This is a genomic window from Streptomyces sp. NPDC048514, assembly GCF_043199955.1.
In the GTDB taxonomy this organism is placed as follows: Bacteria; Actinomycetota; Actinomycetes; order Streptomycetales; family Streptomycetaceae; genus Streptomyces.
This window is the reverse complement of sequence record NZ_JBICWT010000005.1, coordinates 521,270-543,001: the sequence shown is the minus strand read 5'-3', so window position 1 is coordinate 543,001 and position 21,732 is coordinate 521,270. Positions and strand designations below refer to the sequence as shown.

The 21,732-nt window shown below is 70.5% G+C and carries 19 protein-coding genes; all 19 read right to left on the bottom strand.

Translation table 11 applies throughout. The features are described 5' to 3' along the window. Nucleotides 1–9 precede the first annotated feature (9 nt). The 19 genes from atpA to lysA all read right to left on the bottom strand — a co-directional run bounded on the left by atpA (nucleotide 10) and on the right by lysA (nucleotide 21,686). The gene (gene atpA / locus ACGFT2_RS14130) at nucleotides 10–1,602 is read right to left on the bottom strand and encodes a F0F1 ATP synthase subunit alpha (RefSeq protein ID WP_393277525.1); all 1,593 of its coding nucleotides are present in this window, start codon (nucleotides 1,600–1,602) and stop codon (nucleotides 10–12) included. A gap of 141 nt (nucleotides 1,603–1,743) precedes the next feature. Continuing rightward, nucleotides 1,744–2,559, bottom strand: a complete 816-nt coding sequence (locus ACGFT2_RS14125) for a F0F1 ATP synthase subunit delta (protein ID WP_393277523.1) — start codon at nucleotides 2,557–2,559, stop codon at nucleotides 1,744–1,746. Further along, the gene (locus tag ACGFT2_RS14120; RefSeq protein WP_393277521.1) at nucleotides 2,556–3,101 is read right to left on the bottom strand and encodes a F0F1 ATP synthase subunit B; all 546 of its coding nucleotides are present in this window, start codon (nucleotides 3,099–3,101) and stop codon (nucleotides 2,556–2,558) included. The genes ACGFT2_RS14125 and ACGFT2_RS14120 overlap by 4 nt, the downstream gene beginning before the upstream one ends. A gap of 41 nt (nucleotides 3,102–3,142) precedes the next feature. Beyond that, nucleotides 3,143–3,385 carry a F0F1 ATP synthase subunit C gene (locus ACGFT2_RS14115; RefSeq protein ID WP_388850538.1) on the bottom strand — a complete coding sequence of 81 codons (243 nt, stop codon included), beginning with the start codon at nucleotides 3,383–3,385 and terminating at the stop codon, nucleotides 3,143–3,145. Nucleotides 3,386–3,459: 74 nt separating this feature from the next. Next, the gene (gene atpB / locus ACGFT2_RS14110; RefSeq protein ID WP_393277519.1) at nucleotides 3,460–4,281 is read right to left on the bottom strand and encodes a F0F1 ATP synthase subunit A; all 822 of its coding nucleotides are present in this window, start codon (nucleotides 4,279–4,281) and stop codon (nucleotides 3,460–3,462) included. Nucleotides 4,282–4,506: 225 nt separating this feature from the next. Beyond that, nucleotides 4,507–4,953, bottom strand: coding sequence for a hypothetical protein (locus ACGFT2_RS14105; protein WP_393277517.1), 447 nt, complete (start codon nucleotides 4,951–4,953; stop codon nucleotides 4,507–4,509). A 302-nt stretch (nucleotides 4,954–5,255) separates the two neighbouring features. Then, nucleotides 5,256–6,602 carry an MraY family glycosyltransferase gene (locus tag ACGFT2_RS14100; RefSeq protein WP_393277515.1) on the bottom strand — a complete coding sequence of 449 codons (1,347 nt, stop codon included), beginning with the start codon at nucleotides 6,600–6,602 and terminating at the stop codon, nucleotides 5,256–5,258. Between the two features lie 160 nt (nucleotides 6,603–6,762). Continuing rightward, nucleotides 6,763–8,001 (bottom strand): serine hydroxymethyltransferase, encoded by a 1,239-nt coding sequence (gene glyA, locus ACGFT2_RS14095; protein ID WP_393277513.1) that lies wholly within the window; start codon nucleotides 7,999–8,001, stop codon nucleotides 6,763–6,765. A gap of 291 nt (nucleotides 8,002–8,292) precedes the next feature. Further along, nucleotides 8,293–8,970 (bottom strand): protein-tyrosine-phosphatase, encoded by a 678-nt coding sequence (locus ACGFT2_RS14090; protein ID WP_393277511.1) that lies wholly within the window; start codon nucleotides 8,968–8,970, stop codon nucleotides 8,293–8,295. Beyond that, the gene (locus ACGFT2_RS14085; protein WP_393277509.1) at nucleotides 8,967–9,614 is read right to left on the bottom strand and encodes an L-threonylcarbamoyladenylate synthase; all 648 of its coding nucleotides are present in this window, start codon (nucleotides 9,612–9,614) and stop codon (nucleotides 8,967–8,969) included. The genes ACGFT2_RS14090 and ACGFT2_RS14085 overlap by 4 nt, the downstream gene beginning before the upstream one ends. Before the next feature lie 52 nt (nucleotides 9,615–9,666). Beyond that, nucleotides 9,667–10,512: a peptide chain release factor N(5)-glutamine methyltransferase gene (gene prmC / locus ACGFT2_RS14080; protein ID WP_393277507.1), complete on the bottom strand. Its 846-nt coding sequence runs from the start codon at nucleotides 10,510–10,512 to the stop codon at nucleotides 9,667–9,669. Between the two features lie 39 nt (nucleotides 10,513–10,551). After that, the gene (prfA, locus tag ACGFT2_RS14075) at nucleotides 10,552–11,628 is read right to left on the bottom strand and encodes a peptide chain release factor 1 (protein WP_393277505.1); all 1,077 of its coding nucleotides are present in this window, start codon (nucleotides 11,626–11,628) and stop codon (nucleotides 10,552–10,554) included. Between the two features lie 109 nt (nucleotides 11,629–11,737). After that, complete coding sequence (rpmE, locus tag ACGFT2_RS14070) at nucleotides 11,738–11,959, bottom strand: 50S ribosomal protein L31 (RefSeq protein WP_030042685.1); 222 nt, start codon at nucleotides 11,957–11,959, stop codon at nucleotides 11,738–11,740. 481 nt (nucleotides 11,960–12,440) lie between these two features. Then, nucleotides 12,441–13,577, bottom strand: a complete 1,137-nt coding sequence (locus ACGFT2_RS14065; protein ID WP_393277503.1) for an LCP family protein — start codon at nucleotides 13,575–13,577, stop codon at nucleotides 12,441–12,443. A 478-nt stretch (nucleotides 13,578–14,055) separates the two neighbouring features. Continuing rightward, nucleotides 14,056–16,092, bottom strand: a complete 2,037-nt coding sequence (rho, locus tag ACGFT2_RS14060; protein WP_393277501.1) for a transcription termination factor Rho — start codon at nucleotides 16,090–16,092, stop codon at nucleotides 14,056–14,058. 405 nt (nucleotides 16,093–16,497) lie between these two features. After that, nucleotides 16,498–17,415: a homoserine kinase gene (thrB, locus tag ACGFT2_RS14055; RefSeq protein ID WP_393277500.1), complete on the bottom strand. Its 918-nt coding sequence runs from the start codon at nucleotides 17,413–17,415 to the stop codon at nucleotides 16,498–16,500. Nucleotides 17,416–17,717: 302 nt separating this feature from the next. Further along, complete coding sequence (thrC, locus tag ACGFT2_RS14050; RefSeq protein WP_393277498.1) at nucleotides 17,718–18,776, bottom strand: threonine synthase; 1,059 nt, start codon at nucleotides 18,774–18,776, stop codon at nucleotides 17,718–17,720. A 6-nt stretch (nucleotides 18,777–18,782) separates the two neighbouring features. After that, entirely contained in the window at nucleotides 18,783–20,075 is a 1,293-nt protein-coding gene (locus tag ACGFT2_RS14045; RefSeq protein WP_393277496.1) for a homoserine dehydrogenase, read from the bottom strand. Between the two features lie 219 nt (nucleotides 20,076–20,294). Next, nucleotides 20,295–21,686, bottom strand: coding sequence for a diaminopimelate decarboxylase (lysA, locus tag ACGFT2_RS14040; RefSeq protein WP_393277494.1), 1,392 nt, complete (start codon nucleotides 21,684–21,686; stop codon nucleotides 20,295–20,297). Between the last annotated feature and the right edge of the window lie 46 nt (nucleotides 21,687–21,732).

Here is a 21,732-nt window from a genome sequence, read left to right as displayed (position 1 = left end):
TTCCTTACGTCACTTGGAAGCAGCGGCAGGAGTGTCCTCGCCGAGCAGCTTCCCGTCCGAGGTCTCGAACTGCTTCTTGAACTCCGCGATCGCGTCGGCGATGGCCGTGAGCGTGTCGTCGGACATCTTGCCGCCCTCGCGGATGGAGGCCAGCAGGCCCGACTCCTTGCGGTGCAGGTAGTCCAGCAGCTCGCGCTCGAAGCGGCGGATGTCGGCGACCGGGACCTCGTCCATCTTGCCGGTGGTGCCGGCCCAGACGGAGACGACCTGGTCCTCGGTGGACATCGGCTGGTACTGGTCCTGCTTCAGCAGCTCGACCATGCGCTGACCGCGCTCCAGCTGCGACTTCGACGCGGCGTCCAGGTCGGAACCGAAGGCGGCGAACGCCTCCAGCTCACGGAACTGGGCCAGGTCGACACGCAGACGGCCGGACACCTGCTTCATCGCCTTGTGCTGCGCCGAACCACCGACTCGGGAGACGGAGATACCGACGTTCAGCGCGGGGCGCTGACCGGCGTTGAACAGGTCCGACTCCAGGAAGCACTGGCCGTCGGTGATGGAGATGACGTTGGTCGGGATGAACGCCGAGACGTCGTTGGCCTTGGTCTCGACGATCGGCAGACCGGTCATCGAACCGGCACCCATCTCGTCGGAGAGCTTGGCGCAGCGCTCCAGCAGGCGGGAGTGCAGGTAGAAGACGTCACCCGGGTAGGCCTCACGGCCCGGCGGGCGGCGCAGCAGCAGCGACACGGCGCGGTAGGCGTCGGCCTGCTTCGACAGGTCGTCGAAGATGATGAGGACGTGCTTGCCCTCGTACATCCACTGCTGACCGATGGCCGAACCGGTGTACGGCGCCAGGTACTTGAAGCCGGCCGGGTCGGACGCCGGGGCGGCGACGATGGTCGTGTACTCCAGCGCGCCGTTCTCCTCCAGCGCGCGGCGCACGCCGGCGATGGTGGAGCCCTTCTGGCCGATGGCGACGTAGATGCAGCGGACCTGCTTCTTCGGGTCGCCCGAGCGCCAGTTGTCGCGCTGGTTGATGATCGTGTCGACGGCCAGGGCGGTCTTGCCGGTCTGGCGGTCACCGATGATCAGCTGACGCTGGCCGCGGCCGACCGGGGTCATCGCGTCGACGGCCTTGTAGCCCGTCTCCATCGGCTCGTGCACCGACTTGCGCTGCATGACCGTGGGGGCCTGCAGCTCGAGGGCGCGGCGCCCGGACGTCTCGATCTCGCCGAGGCCGTCGATCGGGTTGCCGAGCGGGTCGACGACGCGGCCGAGGTAGCCCTCGCCGACCGCGACGGAGAGGACCTCACCGGTGCGGGTGACCGGCTGCCCCTCCTCGATGCCGCTGAACTCGCCGAGTACGACGGCACCGATCTCGCGCTCTTCCAGGTTCAGCGCGAGACCGAGGGAGCCGTCCTCGAACTTCAGCAGCTCGTTCGCCATGGCCGAGGGCAGGCCCTCGATCTTGGCGATGCCGTCGCCGGCGACGGTGACCGTACCGACCTCCTCGCGCGAGGCCGCGTCCGGCTTGTACGACTGGACGAAGTTCTCCAGCGCGTCCCGGATCTCCTCCGGCCGGATCGTGAGCTCCGCCATCTGGGTTCCCTGCTCTCCTTGTTGGGCCCGAAGTTTCACTTGGGGGGATGGGGACTCCCCCCATCAGGAGGTGAATCCTCTGCACGGCCCAACCGGGCCGTCGTAAGTACGTACTGCTTTTTTCGAAGTATCGAGTTGCTGCTAGCTCGCCATGCGGCGAGCGGCCTCGTCCAGCCGGTCCGCGAGGGAGCCGTTGATGACCTCGTCACCGACCTGCACCCGGATCCCGCCGAGGACCTCGGGGTCCACGTCGAGGTTGAGGTGCATCCGACGACCGTAGAGCTTGGTCAGGGCGGCGCCGAGGCGCTGCTTCTGTCCGTCGCTCAGCGGCACCGCCGAGGTGACGACGGCGACCATGCGGTCCCGGCGCTCCGCGGCGAGCCTGGACAGGGACTCCAGTCCCGACTCCAGGCTACGTCCACGCGGCGCGGTGACGAGGCGCGTCACCAGACGCTCGGTGACCGGCTTGGCACGCCCGCCGAGCAGCCGGTGCAGCAGCTCGGTCTTGGCCGGCTTGCCGGCGGCACGGTCGGTCAGCGCGGCGCGCAGCTCGGTGCTGGAGGAGACGATCCGGCCGAACCGGAACAGCTCGTCCTCGACGTCGTCGAGCGTGCTCGTCTTCTCCGCGACCGTGAGGTCCGCGATGTTCGCCAGCTCCTCGAGCGCGTCCACCAGGTCGCGGGACTGCGACCAGCGGGCGCGGGCCAGCCCGGACACCAGGTCCGCGGTCGCACCGCCGACCTGGCCACCGATCAGACGCCGGACCAGCTCCGCCTTGGCGTCTCCGGGCTGCGCCGGGTCGGTGAGGACCCGACGCAGACCGGCCTCGCGATCGAGCAGCGCGGTGACGGCCGCCAGCTCGTCGGCGAGCTGCGCGGCGTCCACGGACGTGGAGTCCGTCAGCGCGTCGAGGCGCTCACGTGCGGCTGCCAGTGCCTCGCGGCTCGCTCCGTTCATCGCGTGGCCTCGGCCTTCTCCTCGAGCTCGCCGAGGAAGCGGTCGATCACACGGCTCTGCCGGGCGTGGTCCTCGAGGGACTCGCCGACCAGCTTGCCGGCCAGGTCGGTGGCGAGCTTGCCCACGTCCTGGCGCAGCGCCGACGCGGCGGCCTTGCGGTCGGCCTCGATCTGCGCGTGACCGGCGGCGACGATCTCCTCGCGCTGACGCTGGCCCTCGGCCCGCATCTCGGCGATGAGCGACGCACCCTGCTCCTGCGCCTCCTGGCGCAGGCGCGCGGCCTCGTGCCGGGCCTCGGCGAGCTGGGCCTTGTACTGCTCGAGGACGCTCTGGGCCTCGGTCTGCGCGGCCTCGGCCTTTTCGATACCGCCCTCGATGGCTTCGCGACGCTCTTCCAGAACCTTGTTGATGTTCGGGAGGAGCTTCTTGGCGAGGAAGCCGAAGACGATGACGAAGGCGAGCAGGCCGATGACAAGCTCGGGGATCGGCGGAATGAGAGGGTTCTCGCCGCTCTCGGCCGCCAGGTTGAGCAGCTGGCTCATGTCAATGCCTTTCGTCTAGGTGGCGTTCGCTGATCGCTGGATCAGGGGCCGTAGACGAACGGCATGACCAGGCCGATCAGGGCGAGCGCCTCACAGAAGGCGAAGCCGAGGATCTGGTTGGCACGGATCAGACCGGCGGCCTCGGGCTGGCGGGCCAGAGCCTGGGTGCCGTTACCGAAGATGATGCCGACGCCGACGCCGGGACCGATGGCCGCGAGGCCGTAGCCGATGGAGCCGAGGGAGCCGGTGACGCCGTCGGCAGCAAGGGTCTGGAGAGCGGACATGCCGATTCTTCCTTCTTCTTTACGGACCGGTGGGGGTTGGCCACCGGACGATCACAGGGAGGTGGTGTGGGCGCTCAGTGGTGCTCGGCGAGGGCGCCCTGGATGTAGGTGCACGTCAGCAGGACGAAGACGTACGCCTGCAGTGCCTGGATGAAGAGCTCGAAGGCCGTCATCACGATGGTCATGATGAAGCTGACGCCGGCGTAGGCGATGCCGATGCCGTTCAGCAGGTACCAGCTGGCGATCGTGAAGAGCAGCAGCAGGGTGTGCCCGGCGAACATGTTGGCGAAGAGCCGGACCGCGTGGGTGAAGGGCCGCACCAGCAGGTTCGAGAAGAACTCGATGAGCATGGCGAGCGGCAGCACCGCACCCAGCGACTTGTCGTAGCCGGTGACGTTCTTGAAGAAGCCTACGAAGCCGTGGCGCTTGAAGGTCAGCGAGACCCACAGGACGTAGACGATCAGCGCGAGGACCAGCGGGTACGAGATGATCGACGTCACCGGGAACTGGGCGACCGGAACGATCGACCACAGGTTCATCATCCAGATGAAGAAGAACAGCGAGACGACCAGCGGGACGTACTTCTCGCCTTCCTTCTTGCCGATGGTCTCGTAGACGACACCCCGACGGATGAAGTCGTAGCCGGACTCGGCGACCATCTGCAGCTTGCCGGGGACGACCTTCGGCTTACGGAAGGCGGCCCAGAAGAAGCCGACGATGATGATCGAGCCCAGCAGCGCCAGCAGCATCGTCTTGTTGAAGTACACGTTGCTGTCGCCGTCGCCCCAGAGGGGCTTGAACAGGAACGAGTGCAGGCCGGGAGCCGGGAAGCCACAGCCGTTGAAGATGTGGCAGTCGGTCTCGAAGGCGAGCACCTGCGTCGGGTCAGCACTCACCGCGGGCTCCTTCAGCGTGGCGCATAGGTACGGCAACCTCGTTGTGTCGGCGCGGCGCGTGGCCGCGGTTCGGCACGGGACTGGTGTTACGGATGTGGGGGCGGCTGGGGGGCATCTCGCCTCGCGATTGAGCAGGCGTCAGCTCAGATGCCCGCGCCCGCGATGCCGCAGTTGGCACCGGACGATAGCAGGATCTCTCATGTGCCTTTATCCCGGCCCTACCTCTCACGACGAGTGCCCCGACTTGTGGGACTTTTCGCCGGTGGCGGACGAGCTCGGTTCGGGTTCGACGTAGAGGATCTTCGACTTCATGTGCGCACGCGTCTGCGCGGCGATCCAGGCGAGGGTGCCGGCGAGGAGCGTGAACGCGAAAGCCTTGGGGTTGAACAGCGTCGTGTGCTTGAACGCGGCCATGAACACGAACAACAGCAGGATCTGCGCCGCATAGAGCATCAGGCCCATGGCCTGGAACAGGTGCGGCAGTGACTTGGCGGTGCGCTGCAGGGCGTAGAGACCGAGCCCCATGAACAGGATCACGACCAGCGTCGCGACGACGGCTCCGATGGCTCCCTTGCCGCCGGCGACCACGCCGCTGACGACGGCGGCGATCGCGCCGACGACAGCCGTGGGTACGGCGGCCTGAGCCAGGATCCGGGCGTCATTGGACGGCATGGCGGCAACTCCGCTTTCACAGGGGGCAGGGTGTCGTCATGGACGAGCGTAGTCCCGGGCTGAGTGATCGAGACCTCACACCAATGGACCTTCGCACTCGGGTCCTTCGGCTCTATCCGGGGTTCTCGTGAACCGTATCACAAACTATTTGATGAGGTCTTTACCTGGTGGGTGTGCTTGCTGTCACACATGAGAGTGACAGTGCACGTCTGTGCAGGAACCGCGCCCTCTTGTCTGGTATTAGGGCGCTTTGCTCCCCCACGAGTTGGCAATGCTCTAGTCAGATTCTTACCTTGGCCGTCTCAGTGACGGTCCACGAAACGCGAACGGGGACCGATCGCGGTCGCCCCGTTGACGCCCGGGTAACCCGCGGTGACGGGCGCCCGTCCCTCCGTCCCCGCGGCCCCGTCCGCGGCGGCCTCCGCGCCCCCCGGCCCGGCGGCCTCCGCGGCCGTCCCCACGGCGAGCGCCTCCTCGGCCGTGCCCCGGCGCCTGCGGTAACGCGGGGGTACGAAGCGCTGTGCCCACACCGGGACCCGCGGGGTGAAGCGCGGGAGCAGCAGCAGGACGAGGCCGACGGCGCTGAGGAAGACCACGCCCAGCACGATCCACATCGACGCCGAGTTGACCGAGTACGCCAGCGCCCCGAAGCCGATCAGCGCCGACCAGAAGTACATGATCAGTACGGCCCGGCTGTGCGAGTGGCCGATCTCCAGCAGCCGGTGGTGCAGGTGGCCGCGGTCCGCTGCGAACGGGGACTGGCCCCGCCAGGTTCGCCGGACGATGGCCAGCACCAGGTCGGCGGCCGGCACGGCGATGATGGTCAGCGGCATCAGCAGCGGGATGTACACCGGCACCATCTGGTGGACGGTGCTGCGCTCGGAGGCGTCGAAGAGCCTGTCCGGGTCGACCTGCCCGGTGACCGAGATCGCGCCCGCGGCCAGCACCAGCCCGATCAGCATCGAGCCGGAGTCCCCCATGAAGATCCGCGCGGGGTGCATGTTGTGCGGCAGGAAGCCCAGGCACATGCCCATCAGGATCGCCGCGAACAGCGTCGCGGGCGCGGCCGCCTCGATGCCGTACGAGTACCAGATGCGGTACGTGTACATGAAGAACGCGGCCGCCGCGATGCACACCATGCCGGCGGCGAGACCGTCCAGGCCGTCCACGAAGTTGACCGCGTTGATCGTGATGACGACGAGCGCCACCGTCAGCAGGGTGCCCTGCCACTGGGTCAGCGCGACCGTGCCGACGCTCGGGATGGGCAGCCACAGGATCGTCAGACCCTGCATCACCATCACGCCGGCGGCGATCATCTGGCCGCCCAGCTTGATCAGCGCGTCGATCTCGAACTTGTCGTCCAGGACACCGATCAGCCAGATCAGCGCGGCTCCGGAGAGCAGGGCGCGCGGCTCGTTCGACTTCTCGAAGACCTCGTTGAGGTTGGTCAGGTGGTCGGCGACCAGCAGGCCCGCGCACAGACCGAAGAACATCGCGATACCGCCGAGGCGCGGAGTGGGTTCCCGGTGCACGTCACGCGCCCGGATCTCCGGCATCGCCCCGGCCACGATCGCGAACTTGCGTACCGGCCCTGTCAGCAGATACGTCACCGCGGCCGTGACGCAGAGCGTAAGGAGGTATTCACGCACGGGCTTCCCCACAGGTCTCGCTGGCCATCACAGCCCCACACCCTAGCGAGCGACGCATATGGATGAGGACTTCCGGGTAGCGACGATGGTTGCACGACCGGCTGTGCACCACGCTCCGTGACCGGGCGCCCCCGGCTCCACGGACCGTGCCCACCCCCGCTCAGCCGGGATAAGGCGGGAATCCGCCGGTCAGCCCGCGCACCTCGTCCCGCACCCGGACGGTGTCCGCCTCACCGCGCAGGACCGAGCCGAGCAGAGCGGCGATGCGCACCATCTCCGGCTCCCCCATGCCCTGCGTGGTGACGGCGGCCGTGCCCAGGCGCAGCCCGCGGCCGTCACCGTGCGGGAGCGCGCAGCAGTCCAGCACCAGGCCGGCGGCGAGCAGCCGGCCGCGCGCGGTGCGGCCGTCCACGCCGAGCGGGGCGGGGTCGGCGGTGATCAGATGGGTGTCGGTGCCGCCCGTGGTCACCGCGAGCCCCTCGGCGGCGAGATGACCGGCGAGCACGCGTGCGTTGGCGACCACCTGACGGGCGTACACGGCGAACGCCGGCGTGGCCGCCTCACCGAACGCGACGGCCTTGGCGGCGATGGTGTGCATCTGCGCACCGCTCTGCGTGAACGGGAAGACGGCCCGGTCGACGCGCTCGGCCAGGTCGGCCCCGCACAGGATCATCCCGCCGCGGGGTCCGCGCAGCACCTTGTGGGTGGTGGCGCACACGATGTCGGCGTACGGCACCGGGCTCGGTGCGGCACCGCCGGCGACCAGGCCGATCGGGTGCGCCGCGTCCACGATCAGATAGGCACCGACCTCGTCGGCGACCTCGCGGAAGAAGGCGTGGTCGAAGTGGCGGGGGTAGGCGATGGAGCCGCAGACGATGGCCTTGGGCCGGCGGTTGCGGGCCAGGTGGCGCACCTGGTCGTGGTCGACGAGCCCGGTCTCGGCGTCGACGCCGTAGCCGACGAAGTCGAACCAGCGGCCGGAGAAGTTCGCCGGCGAACCGTGGGTGAGGTGCCCGCCGTACGGCAGGCCGAGGGCGAGGACGGTGTCGCCGGGACGCAGCAGAGCCGCGTAGGCGGCCAGCACGGCCGAAGAGCCGGAGTGGGACTGCACGTTGGCGTGCTCGGCGCCGAACAGCGCCTTGGCTCGCTCGACGGCGAGGCGCTCGGCGGCGTCCACGAGTTCGCAGCCGCCGTGGTGCCGGGCGCCCGGGTAGCCCTCGGCGTACTTGTTGGCGAGCGGCGAGCCGAGGGCCTCGAGGACGGCGCGGGAGGTGAAGTTCTCGGCGGCGATCAGCTGGAGCGTCGTCGACTGCCGGGTGAGCTCACCGAGCAGGATGTCGGCGAGTTCCGGGTCCTGTTCCCGCAGGACGTCGGTCTCGTGGAGAGTGGGAACCGACATGGCGGGCTCCGGGCGGTCGACGGTGACGTAGGTCCAATGTAGGCCCGGTACAGCGCGGACGCCCGGTGATGGAGCCGCTCGTGGACGCGCGGGTCTGCGGGGCCGAGGACGAGGGTTCGCCGCGGCCGGTCGCGCGATGCTTCACGCGGGTCTGCGGGGCCGAGGACGAGGGTTCGCCGCGGCCGGTCGCGCGATGCTTCACGCGGGCCTGCGGGGCCGAGGACGAGGGTTCGCCGCGGGCGCTCGCGCGATGCTTCACGCGGGGTGCCGTCGCCCTGACGGGCGCGCGCCCTAGGCCCGTGCCGCTACCCCGGTCAGCGCCGTCACGACCGGATCCAGCGCCTGGTGTATCTCGTCACCGATCGACCGGAAGAACGGCAGCGGCGCTCCGTAGGGGTCGTACACCTCGTCCGCCTCGGCGGTCGGGGCCAGCAGCCAGCCGCGCAGCGCGGCGGCGGCGCGCACCAGCGCACGGGCCCGCATGACCACACCGTCCTCCAGCGGGGGCAGGGTGGTGGGGTCTATGGCCCGGACCAGGCGGGTGAACTCCTTGAGGGTGAAGGTGCGCAGGCCCGCCGAGTGCCCCATGGAGATCACCTGGGCGCGGTGGTCGCGGGTGGCGGTCAGCACCAGGTCGGCCCTGATGACGTGCTCGTCCAGCAGCTCCCGGCCGGTGAACCCGGAGGTGTCCGCGCCGAACTCGGCCAGCACGGCCTCCGCGTTGGCCTCCATGGGCGCTCCCTCGTGACCCCAGGTGCCCGCGCTCTCCACGATCAGCCCGCCTCCGAGCACGCCGAGACGCTCCGCGACGAAATGCCGCGTCAGCCGCTCGGTGATGGGCGAGCGGCACACGTTGCCGGTGCTGACATGAAGGATGCGGAAGGTGTCGCGCGGAAAGCCGAAGGTGGTCGTCTCCTCCGCGGCACGCGCCCCGATGCCTATGCCACGCCCCGCTTCAGGGGCCGTCAATTCGCCACCTCGAGGTCGGGTACGACCTTGCGCAGCTCGTCCGGGGAGATGGCCCCCTCGCGCAGCAGCAGCGGCACCTCGCGGGAGACGTCCACGATGGACGACGGCACGTTGCCGGGGGTGGGCCCGCCGTCGAGGTAGACGGAGACGGAGTCGCCGAGCATCTGCTGGGCGGCGTCGCAGTCCTCCGGCGCCGGGTGCCCGGTCAGATTCGCCGAGGAGACGGCCATCGGGCCGACCTCGGTGAGCAGCTCGATGGCGACCGGGTGCAGCGGCATGCGGACGGCCACCGTGCCCCGGGTGTCGCCGAGGTCCCACTGCAGCGACGGCTGGTGCTTGGCGACGAGCGTCAGGGCGCCCGGCCAGAACGCGTCCACCAGCTCCCACGCCAGCTCGGAGAAGTCCGTGACGAGGCCGTGCAGCGTGTTCGGGGAGCCGATGAGGACAGGGGTGGGCATGTTGCGGCCCCGGCCCTTGGCGGCGAGCAGGTCGGTGACGGCCTCCGAGGAGAACGCGTCGGCACCGATGCCGTACACGGTGTCGGTGGGCAGCACCACCAGTTCGCCCCGGCGGACGGCGGACGCGGCCTCGCGCAGACCCGTCACACGGTCGGTCGCGTCGTTGGTGTCGTATCGCCGTGCCATAGCTAGCGGGCCTCCTCGTACACGTACTGCGGGATGGAAGTCTGGCGGGTGCTCACGGCAGCGCCTTGCGGGCGGTGGCGAACCGGGGCCGGTTGTTCAGGTCGGGGTGGTCGGCGGCGTCGGCCCAGCCCCGTTCCTCGGTGAAGATCCACGGCACCTGGCCGCCCTGGGTGTCGGCGTGCTCGATGACGACGACGCCGCCCGGGCGCAGCAGCCGGTGCGCGGTGCGCTCGATGCCGCGGATCAGCTCCAGGCCGTCCTCGCCGGAGAAGAGCGCCAGCTCCGGGTCGTAGTCGCGGGCCTCGGGCGCCACGTACTCCCACTCGGTGAGCGGGATGTACGGCGGATTGGAGATGACCAGGTCCACCTGGCCGTCGAGGTCGGGGAAGGCGGTCAGCGCGTCGCCCTGCCGCAGGTCCACCCTCGATCCGGCCACGTTCTTGCGGGTCCACACCAGCGCGTCCTCGGACAGCTCCACGGCGTGCACGCGCGAGCGCGGGACCTCCTGGGCGAGGGCGAGCGCGATGGCGCCGGAGCCGGTGCACAGGTCGACGATGCACGGCTCGACGACGTCCATGGCGCGTACGGCGTCTATGGCCCAGCCGACCACGGACTCGGTCTCCGGCCGGGGCACGAAGACACCCGGCCCGACCTGGAGCTCCAGGTACCGGAAGTACGCCCGGCCGGTGATGTGCTGCAGCGGCTCGCGCTGCTCACGCCGGGCGATGACCTCCCAGTACCGGGCGTCGAAGTCCGAATCCTTCACGGAGTGCAGTTCGCCGCGCTTCACCCCGTGCACGAACGCGGCCAGCTCCTCCGCGTCGTTGCGCGGCGAGGGCACGCCGGCGTCGGCCAGCCGCTGGGTGGCCTGGGCCACCTCTGCGAGCAGCAGGTTCACGCAAGTCCTCCGTGTCGTACTCGTGCGTGCGTACGCCTCTTACGCGGCCGCCAGCTTCGCTGCCGAGTCGGCGTCGACGCAGGCCTGGATCACCGCGTCGAGGTCGCCGTCCAGGACCTGGTCCAGGTTGTAGGCCTTGAAGCCGACGCGGTGGTCGGAGAGGCGGTTCTCCGGGAAGTTGTAGGTGCGGATCTTCTCGGAGCGGTCGACGGTGCGGACCTGGCTGCGGCGGGCGTCGGCGGCCTCCCGCTCGGCCTCCTCCTGCGCCGCGGCGAGCAGCCTGGAGCGCAGGATACGCATCGCCTGCTCCTTGTTCTGCAGCTGGCTCTTCTCGTTCTGGCAGGAGGCCACGACCCCGGTGGGCAGGTGCGTGATGCGCACGGCGGAGTCGGTGGTGTTGACGGACTGGCCGCCGGGCCCGGAGGACCGGTAGACGTCGATGCGCAGGTCGTTCGGGTTGATCTCGACGTCCACCTCCTCGGCCTCCGGCGTGACGAGGACACCGGCGGCGGAGGTGTGGATACGGCCCTGGGACTCGGTGGCCGGCACCCGCTGCACGCGGTGCACGCCGCCCTCGTACTTCAGCCGGGCCCAGACGCCCTGGCCGGGCTCGGTGGCGCCCTGGCCGCCCTTGGTCTTCACCGCGACCTGGACGTCCTTGTAGCCGCCCAGCTCGGACTCGGTGGCGTCGATGACCTCGGTCTTCCAGCCGACGCGCTCGGCGTAGCGCAGGTACATGCGCAGCAGGTCACCGGCGAACAGCGCGGACTCGTCGCCGCCGGCGCCCGCCTTGATCTCCAGAATGACGTCCTTGTCGTCACTCGGGTCACGCGGCACGAGCAGCAGGCGCAGCTTCTCGGTGAGTTCCTCGCGCTGCTTCTCCAGGTCCTTCACCTCGGCGGCGAAGTCGGGATCGGCGGCGGCGAACTCCCGCGCGGTCTCGATGTCGTCGCCGGTCTGCTTCCAGGAGCGGTACGTGGCGACGATCGGGGTCAGCTCGGCGTAGCGCTTGTTCAGCCGGCGCGCGTTCGCCTGGTCGGCGTGCACCGACGGGTCGGCGAGCTTCTTCTCCAGGTCGGCGTGCTCGGCGACGAGTTCCTCGACTGCCTCGAACATCTTTCGGCTCCTGTACTGCGGTGAAGGGAAGGGCGGGCGACCAAAAACGCCGGTCCCGGGCACGCCCCGGGAAAAAGGACGTGACCGTGGACCGGCGAAATGGGGCTCGCTACTTCTTGGAGCCGGCGGCCTTGCCGAAGCGGGCCTCGAAGCGGGCCACACGGCCACCGGTGTCGAGGATCTTCTGCTTACCCGTGTAGAACGGGTGGCACTCGGAGCAGACCTCGGCCCGGATGGTGCCCGAGTCGATGGTGCTACGGGTGGTGAACGACGCACCGCAGGTGCAGCTGACCTGCGTCTCGACGTACTCGGGGTGGATGTCGCGCTTCAAGGTGTCTCCTAGGTTTCGGGAGGGCGCCGGGTCGCCGCCGCGGGATGCGGGTGCGTGAACCGGAGCCGACGTACCAGTCTGCCAGGACTGGGGCCATCCACCCAAACCGGGGGTGCGGTTGTTCTATTCCTGGGATGGGCGGATGCGCGCCCAGGGAGCTGCGGGCCGGTCGGGGCCCCGGGCCCGCGGGGCGTGGTCGGGGGACGGCCTGCGGGCCGGTCGGGGCCGCGGGCCCGCGGGGCGTGGTCGGGGGACGGCCCGGCGTGGTCGGGGGACGGCCGGAGGGCGTCCGCGCCGCTGCCGGGCGGCGGGGGGACGGCCGGAGGGCGTCCGCGCCGCTGCCGGGCGCCCCTGGCCGGCGCTCACCCACCCCGTGGTCCCCGCTCGCCACTGCCCTGGCCGGCGCTCACCATCCCGTGGTCCCCGCTCGCCAATGGCCTAGCCGGCGCTCACCACCCCGTGGTGAGCGCTCAGCACTGCCCTAGCCGGCGCTCACCACGCCCTTGGCCGTGCCGGTGGCCGTGCCCGCGGTGGCCGCCCCGGGGATCGGCTTGTCCTTCTTCAGGGCGTCCCACATCAGCTGCGCCTTGGTCTTCTCCAGCAGCACCCGGTTGGGGTCGGCCGGGTCGTACCGGACCGGCATCGTGACCATCTTCATGTGGGACGAGCCGATGCCCTTGAGACCGTCCGCGAAGTCGATCAGCGAGTTGACCGAGCCGATGCCGGAGTCGGTGGTGACGGCCTTGGTGGCGGTGTCGGCGAGGTCGTACAGCTTCTTGGGGCTGGAGAACACGCCGACGTGCTTCACCTGGTCCATCAGGGCCTTGATGAACGCCTGCTGGAGCTGGATGCGGCCCAGGTCCGAGCCGTCGCCCACGCCGTGCCGGGTGCGGACCAGGCCGAGGGCCTGCTGCCCGTCGAGGGTGTGGGGGCCCGCCTTCAGGTTCAGGTGGCTCTGCGGGTCGGCGATGTCCTTGGCCGTCGTCACCCGGACGCCGCCGAGGTCGTCGATGAGCTTCTGGAAGCCCTGGAAGTCGACCTCGAGGTAGTGGTCCATGCGGATGCCGGTGATCGACTCGACGGTCTTCACCGCGCAGGCCGCGCCGCCGGTGGAATACGCCTCGTTGAACATCACGCCGGACGCGGCGGGATGTGCGGTCCCCTTGGTGTCGGTGCACTGCGGGCGGTCGACGAGGGTGTCCCGCGGGACCGAGACCACGCTGGCCCTCTTGTGGCCCTCGTAGACGTGGACGATCATCGCCGTGTCCGAGCGGGCACTGCCGTCGTCGGTGCCGCCGCCGAGCTTCTTGTTCTTGCCCGTGCGCGTGTCCGAGCCCAGGACCAGGATGTTCTCGGAACCGTTGTCGATCTTCGAGGGCCGGTCGCCGCCGAGGGCCTGGTCGATGTCGACGCTCTTGAGGTTGCCGTTGAGCTTGAAGTAGACGTATCCGGCGCCCATGCCGCCCAGCACGACCACACCCGCGGCCGTCCAGGCCGTGATGAGCAGGGCCTTGCGGCTCCCGCTGCGGGGCTTGCGGCGGCGGCCCTTGCCACGGCGGTGGGGGCCGGTCTGGGCCGGCTCCGGTATGCCGGGCTCCGGCGTGCTCTCGGCGGACACATCTCTCCTAGGTCTCGTCGGTGTCGGTTATCCCCTGCTTTCAGGGTCAGGCGCGGTCGTCACCGCTCCATCGTCGCTCCGCCCGGTCAGACGGAGAAACTCGGCAAAGGGTTGCACAACGCCCTGTTTCCAGTACGTACGGCGACCGGCACGGACCGTAGCCGCCCCGACCGGACGGAACACCGCCCACCTGGGATTTCCGGTCAGAGGGCGGCACTGCGTCCCCCCGCCGCAGGCCGCGTCGCGTGTGGCAAAGGTCTCGGCGCCCCGCACGCCCGCGCCGGCCCACCCCCCGTCCTCGCACCGGGCCGCACCAGGCGCCCGCACCGGCCCGCCCTTCGCGCCCGCACCGGGCACACCGGGCACACCGGGCACACCGGGCACACCGGGCACACCGGGCACACCGGGCACACAAAGGGGCCGCCCCCTGTCATCGGATGACAGGGGGCGGCCCGAACGGCGGTCGGTGCTACGGCGCTCAGTCGCCGTTGCCCGGAGCCGGCGTCGACTTCTGGATCTGCATCAGGAACTCGGCGTTCGACTTGGTCTGCTTCATCTTGTCGAGAAGCAGCTCGATCGCCTGCTGCGAGTCGAGCGCGTGCAGCACCCGGCGCAGCTTCCAGGTGATGGCCAGCTCGTCGCTGCCGAGCAGGATCTCTTCCTTGCGGGTGCCGGACGCGTCGACGTCCACCGCCGGGAAGATGCGCTTGTCGGCGAGCTTCCGGTCGAGCTTGAGCTCCATGTTGCCGGTGCCCTTGAACTCCTCGAAGATCACCTCGTCCATGCGGGACCCGGTGTCCACCAGGGCGGTGGCGAGGATGGTCAGCGAGCCGCCGTCCTCGATGTTCCGCGCCGCACCGAAGAAGCGCTTCGGCGGGTACAGGGCGGTGGAGTCGACACCACCGGACAGGATGCGGCCGGAGGCCGGCGCCGCCAGGTTGTAGGCACGGCCCAGACGCGTGATGGAGTCGAGCAGCACGACGACGTCGTGGCCCAGCTCCACCAGCCGCTTGGCGCGCTCGATGGCCAGCTCGGCGACCGTGGTGTGGTCCTCGGCCGGGCGGTCGAAGGTCGAGGAGATGACCTCGCCCTTGACCGACCGCTGCATGTCGGTGACTTCTTCCGGACGCTCGTCGACGAGGACGACCATCAGGTGGCACTCGGGGTTGTTGTGGGTGATCGCGTTGGCGACCGCCTGCATGATCATGGTCTTACCGGTCTTCGGCGGGGCCACGATCAGACCGCGCTGGCCCTTACCGATCGGCGACACGAGGTCGATGATGCGGGTGGTGAGCACACCCGGGTCGGTCTCCAGGCGGAGCCGGTCCTGCGGGTAGAGCGGGGTCAGCTTGTTGAACTCCGGGCGGCCGCGGCCGTGTTCGGGCGCCATGCCGTTGACGGAGTCGAGGCGGACCAGCGCGTTGAACTTCTCGCGGCGCTCGCCGTCCTTCGGCTGCCGGACCGCACCGGTGATGTGGTCACCCTTGCGCAGGCCGTTCTTGCGGACCTGGGCGAGGGAGACGTACACGTCGTTCGGACCCGGGAGGTAGCCGGAGGTCCGGATGAAGGCGTAGTTGTCGAGGATGTCCAGGATGCCCGCGACGGGGATCAGGACGTCGTCCTCGGCCACCTGCGGCTCGGCGATCTCGTCGCGGCCACGGCGGCCCCGGCGGTCGCGGTAGCGGCCGCGACGGCCCCGGCGGCCACCCTCGAAGTCGTCGTCGTCCTGCTGCTGGCGGTCGCGGTCCCGGTCCTGCCGGCCGCCACCCTGCTGCTGGCGGTCCTGCTGGCGGTCCTGCTGGCGGTCCTGCTGCTGACGGTCCTGCCGGCCGCCGCCCTGACCACCCTGCTGGTCGTCACCCTTGTTGCGGCGGTCGCGGTCGCGGCCGCGCTCGCGGCGGTCGCGCCGGCCACGGCCATCGCCGTCACCCGCGTCGCCCTTGGCGTCACCCGACTGCTGGGCCGCGTTCGCCGCGGCCTCGCCCTTGGGCTCGCTCTTCGCCTCGGCGGCGACGGTCTCGGCGCTGCCCGCGGCCGGGCTGCCGGCCTCCGCGGTGGCACGCCGGCGACGGCGCTCGCTCGGGGCGTCGTCGCTGGCCGGCTGGCCGGGAATCTCGATCTGCTGCTGGGCCACGGCCTTCTCGGCGGGCGCCTCGCTCTTGGCCCCGGCCTTCTTGTCGCCGTCGACGGCCTCGCCCGTGCGGGCCTTGGAGGTGGTCCGGCGCTTGGGCTTGGTCTCGGCGGCGTCCCCGGCGGGGGCCGACGCCGCCTTGGCGCCGCCGCCGGCCTGCGCCTCCTTGATGACCTCGATCAGCTGGCTCTTGCGCATCCGCGCGGTGCCCCTGATGCCGAGGCCCGAGGCGACCTGCTGCAGCTCGGCCAGCACCATGCCCTCGAGGCCGGTACCGCGGCGCCGCCGGGAGCCGGCACCGGTGGCAGGCGCGGAGGCGTCCGTGGCGGGCGCGGCAGCGGTCTCCTCGACACGTGCGCCCATCAGATCGGTGGTGTCGCTCACGAAGGGTCCTTCCCTGGAGCGGACGTCGGCCTGTCTGGCTCGGCGACCGGTTGTGCTGTCCGGCTACGGTCCTGTCTTCTGCGAACCGTGCCGGGGCGGTGGTCCGCCAAAGCGGCGGAAAGAGATTTGCTGGTGATGGCGCTTCCGCGAGCCGTGGCACCTGGTGTCACGTGGCGTGGTCGCACCGATTCCGGAGCGTGCCCGGCGGCCCGCTCAGTGCCCGCCGACGACGTACTGCCCAGGTACGACACGAGGGACACGGAGTGGCTTGGGAGGCTCCCGGAAGAATGTCTGTCCCGGACGGGGACACGAGGCACCTCGCCATGGTGGGGTCGGGTGCAGACTTGAGGTTAACACTACCGGATCCAACAAACATTCCCCCTCTCGAAATCCGGCAACCGTGTCTCAGGTCGCAAGCGGCAGCACGCTCGCTCCCTGCATGTCCAGGCTCAGCCGGTTGGCGGCCCAGTCGGCGCCGGCCAGGGCCTCCACCTTGTCGGCGGTGCCGACGTCGGTGAGGGCCATGACGGTGGGCCCGGCACCCGAGATCACGGCCGGGATGCCGTCGGCCCGCAGCCGCTCCACCAGTGCCGCGCTCTCCGGCATGGCCGGGGCGCGGTACTCCTGGTGGAGACGGTCCTCGGTGGCCGGCAGCAGCAGCTCGGGGCGCCGGGTGAGGGCCTCGACGAGCAGGCCTGCGCGGCCCGCGTTGGCGGCGGCGTCGACGTGCGGCACGGTGCGCGGGAGCAGGCCGCGCGCGGTCTCGGTCAGGACCGGCTTCCCGGGCACGAAAACCACCGGAACGATGGAATTGCTCGGCTCCATCCTGATGGCCCGGGCGGCGCCGGACTCCATCCACGACAGGGTGAAGCCGCCCAGCAGACAGGCCGCCACGTTGTCCGGGTGGCCCTCGATCTCGGTGGCCAGCTCCAGCAGCGCGGCGTCGTCCAGGCGGGCCTCGCCGCCTATGGTCACCGCGCGGGCGGCCACGATCCCGGCGCAGATGGCGGCGGAGGAGGAGCCCAGGCCGCGGCCGTGCGGGATGCGGTTGGCGCACACGATCTCGAGGCCGCGCGGCTGTCCGCCGAGCAGGTCGAAGGCAGTGCGCAGGGCGCGGACGAGCAGGTGGCGTTCGTCCCGGGGCAGGGTCTCGCCGCCCTCACCCGCGATGTCGATGTGCAGCCCGGAGTCGGCCACCCGGACGACCACGTCGTCGTAGAGCCCCAGCGCGAGACCCAGGGCGTCGAAGCCCGGGCCGAGATTGGCGCTGGTGGCGGGAGTGCGCACCCGGACGGCGGCGGCGCGGAACGCTGGACCGGCCATCGCTCGTTGACTCTCCTTGAGCTGCGTGCGGTCGGACGACGGTCGATGGACTCGATGGCATCCGGCCGATGTTCGGTGGACATCCGATGACGTACGAAAGACCCGTCGGGCCGCGGAGACGGCGCGGCGCCGTGCCATACGCGGGGGCATATGCGGTAGGCGGGTTCGGTACAGCCTATCGAAGGAAGGTTCTGTGGCGACACAGGGCGCACAGGAGGCGCACGATGCGTGTCGTCAGCCCGTTGTGCTCCTTGCCGGGACGGGCCGGGGCTCCCTGGTGGAAGCCCCGGTCCGCCGGGTGATCAGGTGAGCCCGAGGCGCTCGGCGGCGGTGGCCGCGTCGACCGGAACGGTGACCGGCTGCGGGGCGCCGGCGACGGCCCAGTCGGGGTCCTTCAGGCCGTTCCCGGTGACGGTGCACACGATGCGCTGGCCCGGGTCGACCTTGCCCTGCTCGGCCGCCTTGAGCAGACCGGCCACCGAGGCGGCGGAGGCGGGCTCCACGAAGACGCCCTCCTGCGCGGCCAACAGCCGGTAGGCCCGCAGGATTTCACGGTCCGTCACCTCGTCGATGGCACCGCCGGACTCGTCGCGCGCGGCGAGGGCGTAGTGCCAGGAGGCCGGGTTGCCGATGCGGATGGCGGTGGCGATGGTCGACGGGTCCTTGACCACCTCACCGCGCACGATCGGAGCACTGCCGGACGCCTGGAAGCCCCACATGCGGGGGGTCCCGGTGGCGATGCCGTCGGCGGCGTACTCCCGGTAGCCCTTCCAGTAGGCGGTGATGTTGCCCGCGTTGCCGACCGGGAGGACGTGGATGTCGGGCGCGTCGCCGAGCATGTCCACGATCTCGAAGGCGGCCGTCTTCTGGCCCTCGATCCGCACCGGGTTGACGGAGTTCACCAGCGCCACCGGGTAGTTCTCGCTCAGTTCTCGAGCGAGGGTGAGGCAGTCGTCGAAGTTGCCGTCGACCTGGAGGATCTTCGCGCCGTGCACGAGGGCCTGGCCCATCTTGCCGAGGGCGATCTTGCCCTGCGGCACGAGCACGGCGGAGACCATGCCGGCCCGTACGGCGTACGCGGCCGCGCTGGCGGAGGTGTTGCCGGTGGAGGCGCAGATGACGGCCTTCGCCCCCTCCTCCTTGGCCCTGGAGATGGCCATGGTCATGCCCCGGTCCTTGAAGGACCCGGTGGGGTTCGCGCCCTCCACCTTCAGGTGGACCTCGCAGCCCGTGCGCTCGGAGAGCACCTGCGCGGGCACGAGGGGCGTGCCGCCCTCGCGGAGCGTCACGACCGGCGTGGTGTCGGAGACCGGCAGCCTGTCCCGGTACTCCTCGATGATTCCGCGCCATTGGTGGGTCATTGCTGGTTACTCTCCTTCAACCCGCATGATGCTGGCGACACCCCGCACGGTGTCGAGCTTGCGCAGTGCCTCGACGGTCCCGGTGAGGGAGGCGTCGAAGGCCCGGTGGGTGACGACGACGAGGGAGGCCTCGCCGTCCTTGCCCGATTGCCGAACGGTGTCGATCGACACCCCGTGCTCGGCGAAGACGGTGGCGACCTGGGCGAGCACACCCGGCTTGTCGGCGACGTCGAGGCTGATGTGGTAGCGCGTGACGACCTCGCCCATCGAGGAGACGGTCAGGTCCGCGTACGCCGACTCGCCGGGTCCGGTGGTGCCGTTCAGCCGGTTGCGGCAGACGGCGACGAGGTCGCCGAGGACCGCGGAGGCGGTCGGCGCACCGCCGGCGCCCGGGCCGTAGAACATCAGCTGCCCGGCCGCGTCGGACTCCACGAAGACGGCGTTGTACGCGCCGCGCACGGAGGCGAGCGGATGGCTGAGCGGAATCATCGCCGGGTGCACGCGCGCGGTGACGGACGCCCCGTCCTTGGCGCGCTCGCAGATGGCGAGCAGCTTGATGGTGCAGCCCATCTCCTTGGCCGACTGGAAGTCGGCGGCGGTGACCTCGGTCATGCCCTCGCGGTAGACGTCGTCGAGACGCACGCGCGTGTGGAAGGCGATCCCGGCGAGGATGGCGGCCTTGGCGGCGGCGTCGAAACCCTCGACGTCGGCGGTCGGGTCGGCCTCGGCGTACCCCAGGGCGGTGGCCTCGTCGAGGGCCTCCTGGTAGCCCGCCCCCGTGGAGTCCATCTTGTCGAGGATGAAGTTGGTGGTGCCGTTGACGATGCCGAGCACCCGGTTGACCTTGTCCCCGGCGAGGGACTCGCGCAGCGGCCGGATCAGCGGGATGGCGCCGGCGACGGCGGCCTCGTAGTACAGGTCCCGGCCGTGCTCCCCGGCTGCGGCGTGCAGGGCGGCCCCGTCCTGGGCGAGCAGGGCCTTGTTGGCGGAGACGACGGAGGCGCCGTGCGCGAAGGCGGTGGTGATCAGCGACTTCGCGGGCTCGATCCCGCCGATGACCTCGACGACCACGTCGAGGTCGCCACGTTTGACGAGGGCGGTGGCGTCGGTGGTGACGAGGGCCGGGTCGATGCCCTCGCGCACCTTGCCCGGGCGCCGTACGGCCACGCCCGCCAGCTCCACCGGGGCGCCGATCCTGGCGGCGAGGTCGTCGGCGTGCGTCGTCATGATGCGCGCCACCTCTGAGCCGACCACTCCACAGCCCAGCAGCGCCACCTTCAGCGGACGCGTACGCATCATCCGACCTCGTTTCCTCATACCGTCTACGGTTGGACCAGTCTCACTCACCGGACGGGAGTTTCTACCCTTCGTCCGGATCGTGAGACATCTATTTCATTTGTACGGGGGCGGAAGACCGTAGATCTTCCACCCCCGTCGTTCCCGGGGTGCCGGGGTGTCCCCGGGGCCGTCCCGGGGTCCCCCGGGCCGACCTGCTCGCCGGGTCTCCGGCGGGTGCGGTCAGCCGACGTCGAGCCGCAGGAGGTCCTCCTCCGTCTCCCGCCGGACGATGACCCGGGCCTCGCCGTCGCGCACGGCGACGACCGGCGGCCGGAGCACGTGGTTGTAGTTGCTGGCCATGGACCGGCAGTACGCACCCGTGGCCGGCACGGCGATCAGGTCGCCGGGCGCCAGGTCCGCGGGCAGGAACGCGTCCTTGACCACGATGTCCCCGCTCTCGCAGTGCTTGCCGACCACACGGGCGAGCATGGGCTCGGCGGCGGAGGTCCGGGAGACGAGCGCGACGCTGTACTCGGCGTCGTACAACGCGGTCCGGATGTTGTCCGACATGCCGCCGTCGACGGAGACGTACGTACGCAGCCCGTCGAGCGGCTTGACGGTGCCGACCTCGTACAGGGTGAAGGCGGTCGGGCCGACGACCGCGCGCCCCGGCTCGACGGAGATGCGGGGCGTCCGCAGCCGGGCCGCCTCGCACTCCCGGCCGACGATCTCGGTGAGCGCCTTGGCGATCTCGTGCGGCTCGCGCGGGTCGTCGTCGCTGGTGTAGGCGATGCCGAGGCCGCCCCCGAGGTCGATCTCGGGCAGCTCGACCCCGTGCTCGTCCCGGATGTCCTTCAGCAGCCCGACCACGCGGTGGGCGGCGACCTCGAAGCCGGACATGTCGAAGATCTGCGAGCCGATGTGGCTGTGGATGCCGATCAGCTCGAGTCCGTCGAGCGTCAGGGCCCGCCGTACCGCCTCGGCGGCCTGCCCGCCGGCGAGCGGGATCCCGAACTTCTGGTCTTCGTGGGCGGTGGCGATGAACTCGTGCGTGTGCGCCTCCACCCCCACGGTGATCCGGATCTGCACCCGCTGCCGCTTCCCGAGGGACTGCGCGATGTGTGCGACGCGCACGATCTCCTGGAAGGAGTCGAGGACGATACGCCCGACGCCGGCGCCGACGGCCCGCTCGATCTCCTCGGCGGACTTGTTGTTGCCGTGGAAGGCGATGCGCTCGGCGGGCATCCCGGCGGACAGCGCGGTGGCCAGCTCGCCGCCGGAGCACACGTCCAGGTTCAGCCCCTCCTCGTCCAGCCACCGCACGACGGCGCGCGAGAGGAAGGCCTTGCCGGCGTAGAACACGTCGGCGTCGGTCCCGAAGGCGGCACGCCACGCGCGTGCCCGGGCCCGGAAGTCGGCCTCGTCGAGGATGTAGGCGGGGGTGCCGAACTCCTCGGCGAGCCGGTTGACGTCGATCCCGCCCACGGTCACGACACCGTCGGCGTCGCGGGTGACGGTCTGGGCCCACACCTTGCGGTCGAGGGCGTTGAGGTCCGTGGGCGGCGCCGAGTAGTGCCCCTCGGGCAGGACGTCGGCGTGGCGGGGCCCGGCGGGGTGCGCGGAACGGCTCATGACGTGACTCTCAGACTCTCTGTGTCTCTCCGGGGCCCATGTCTTC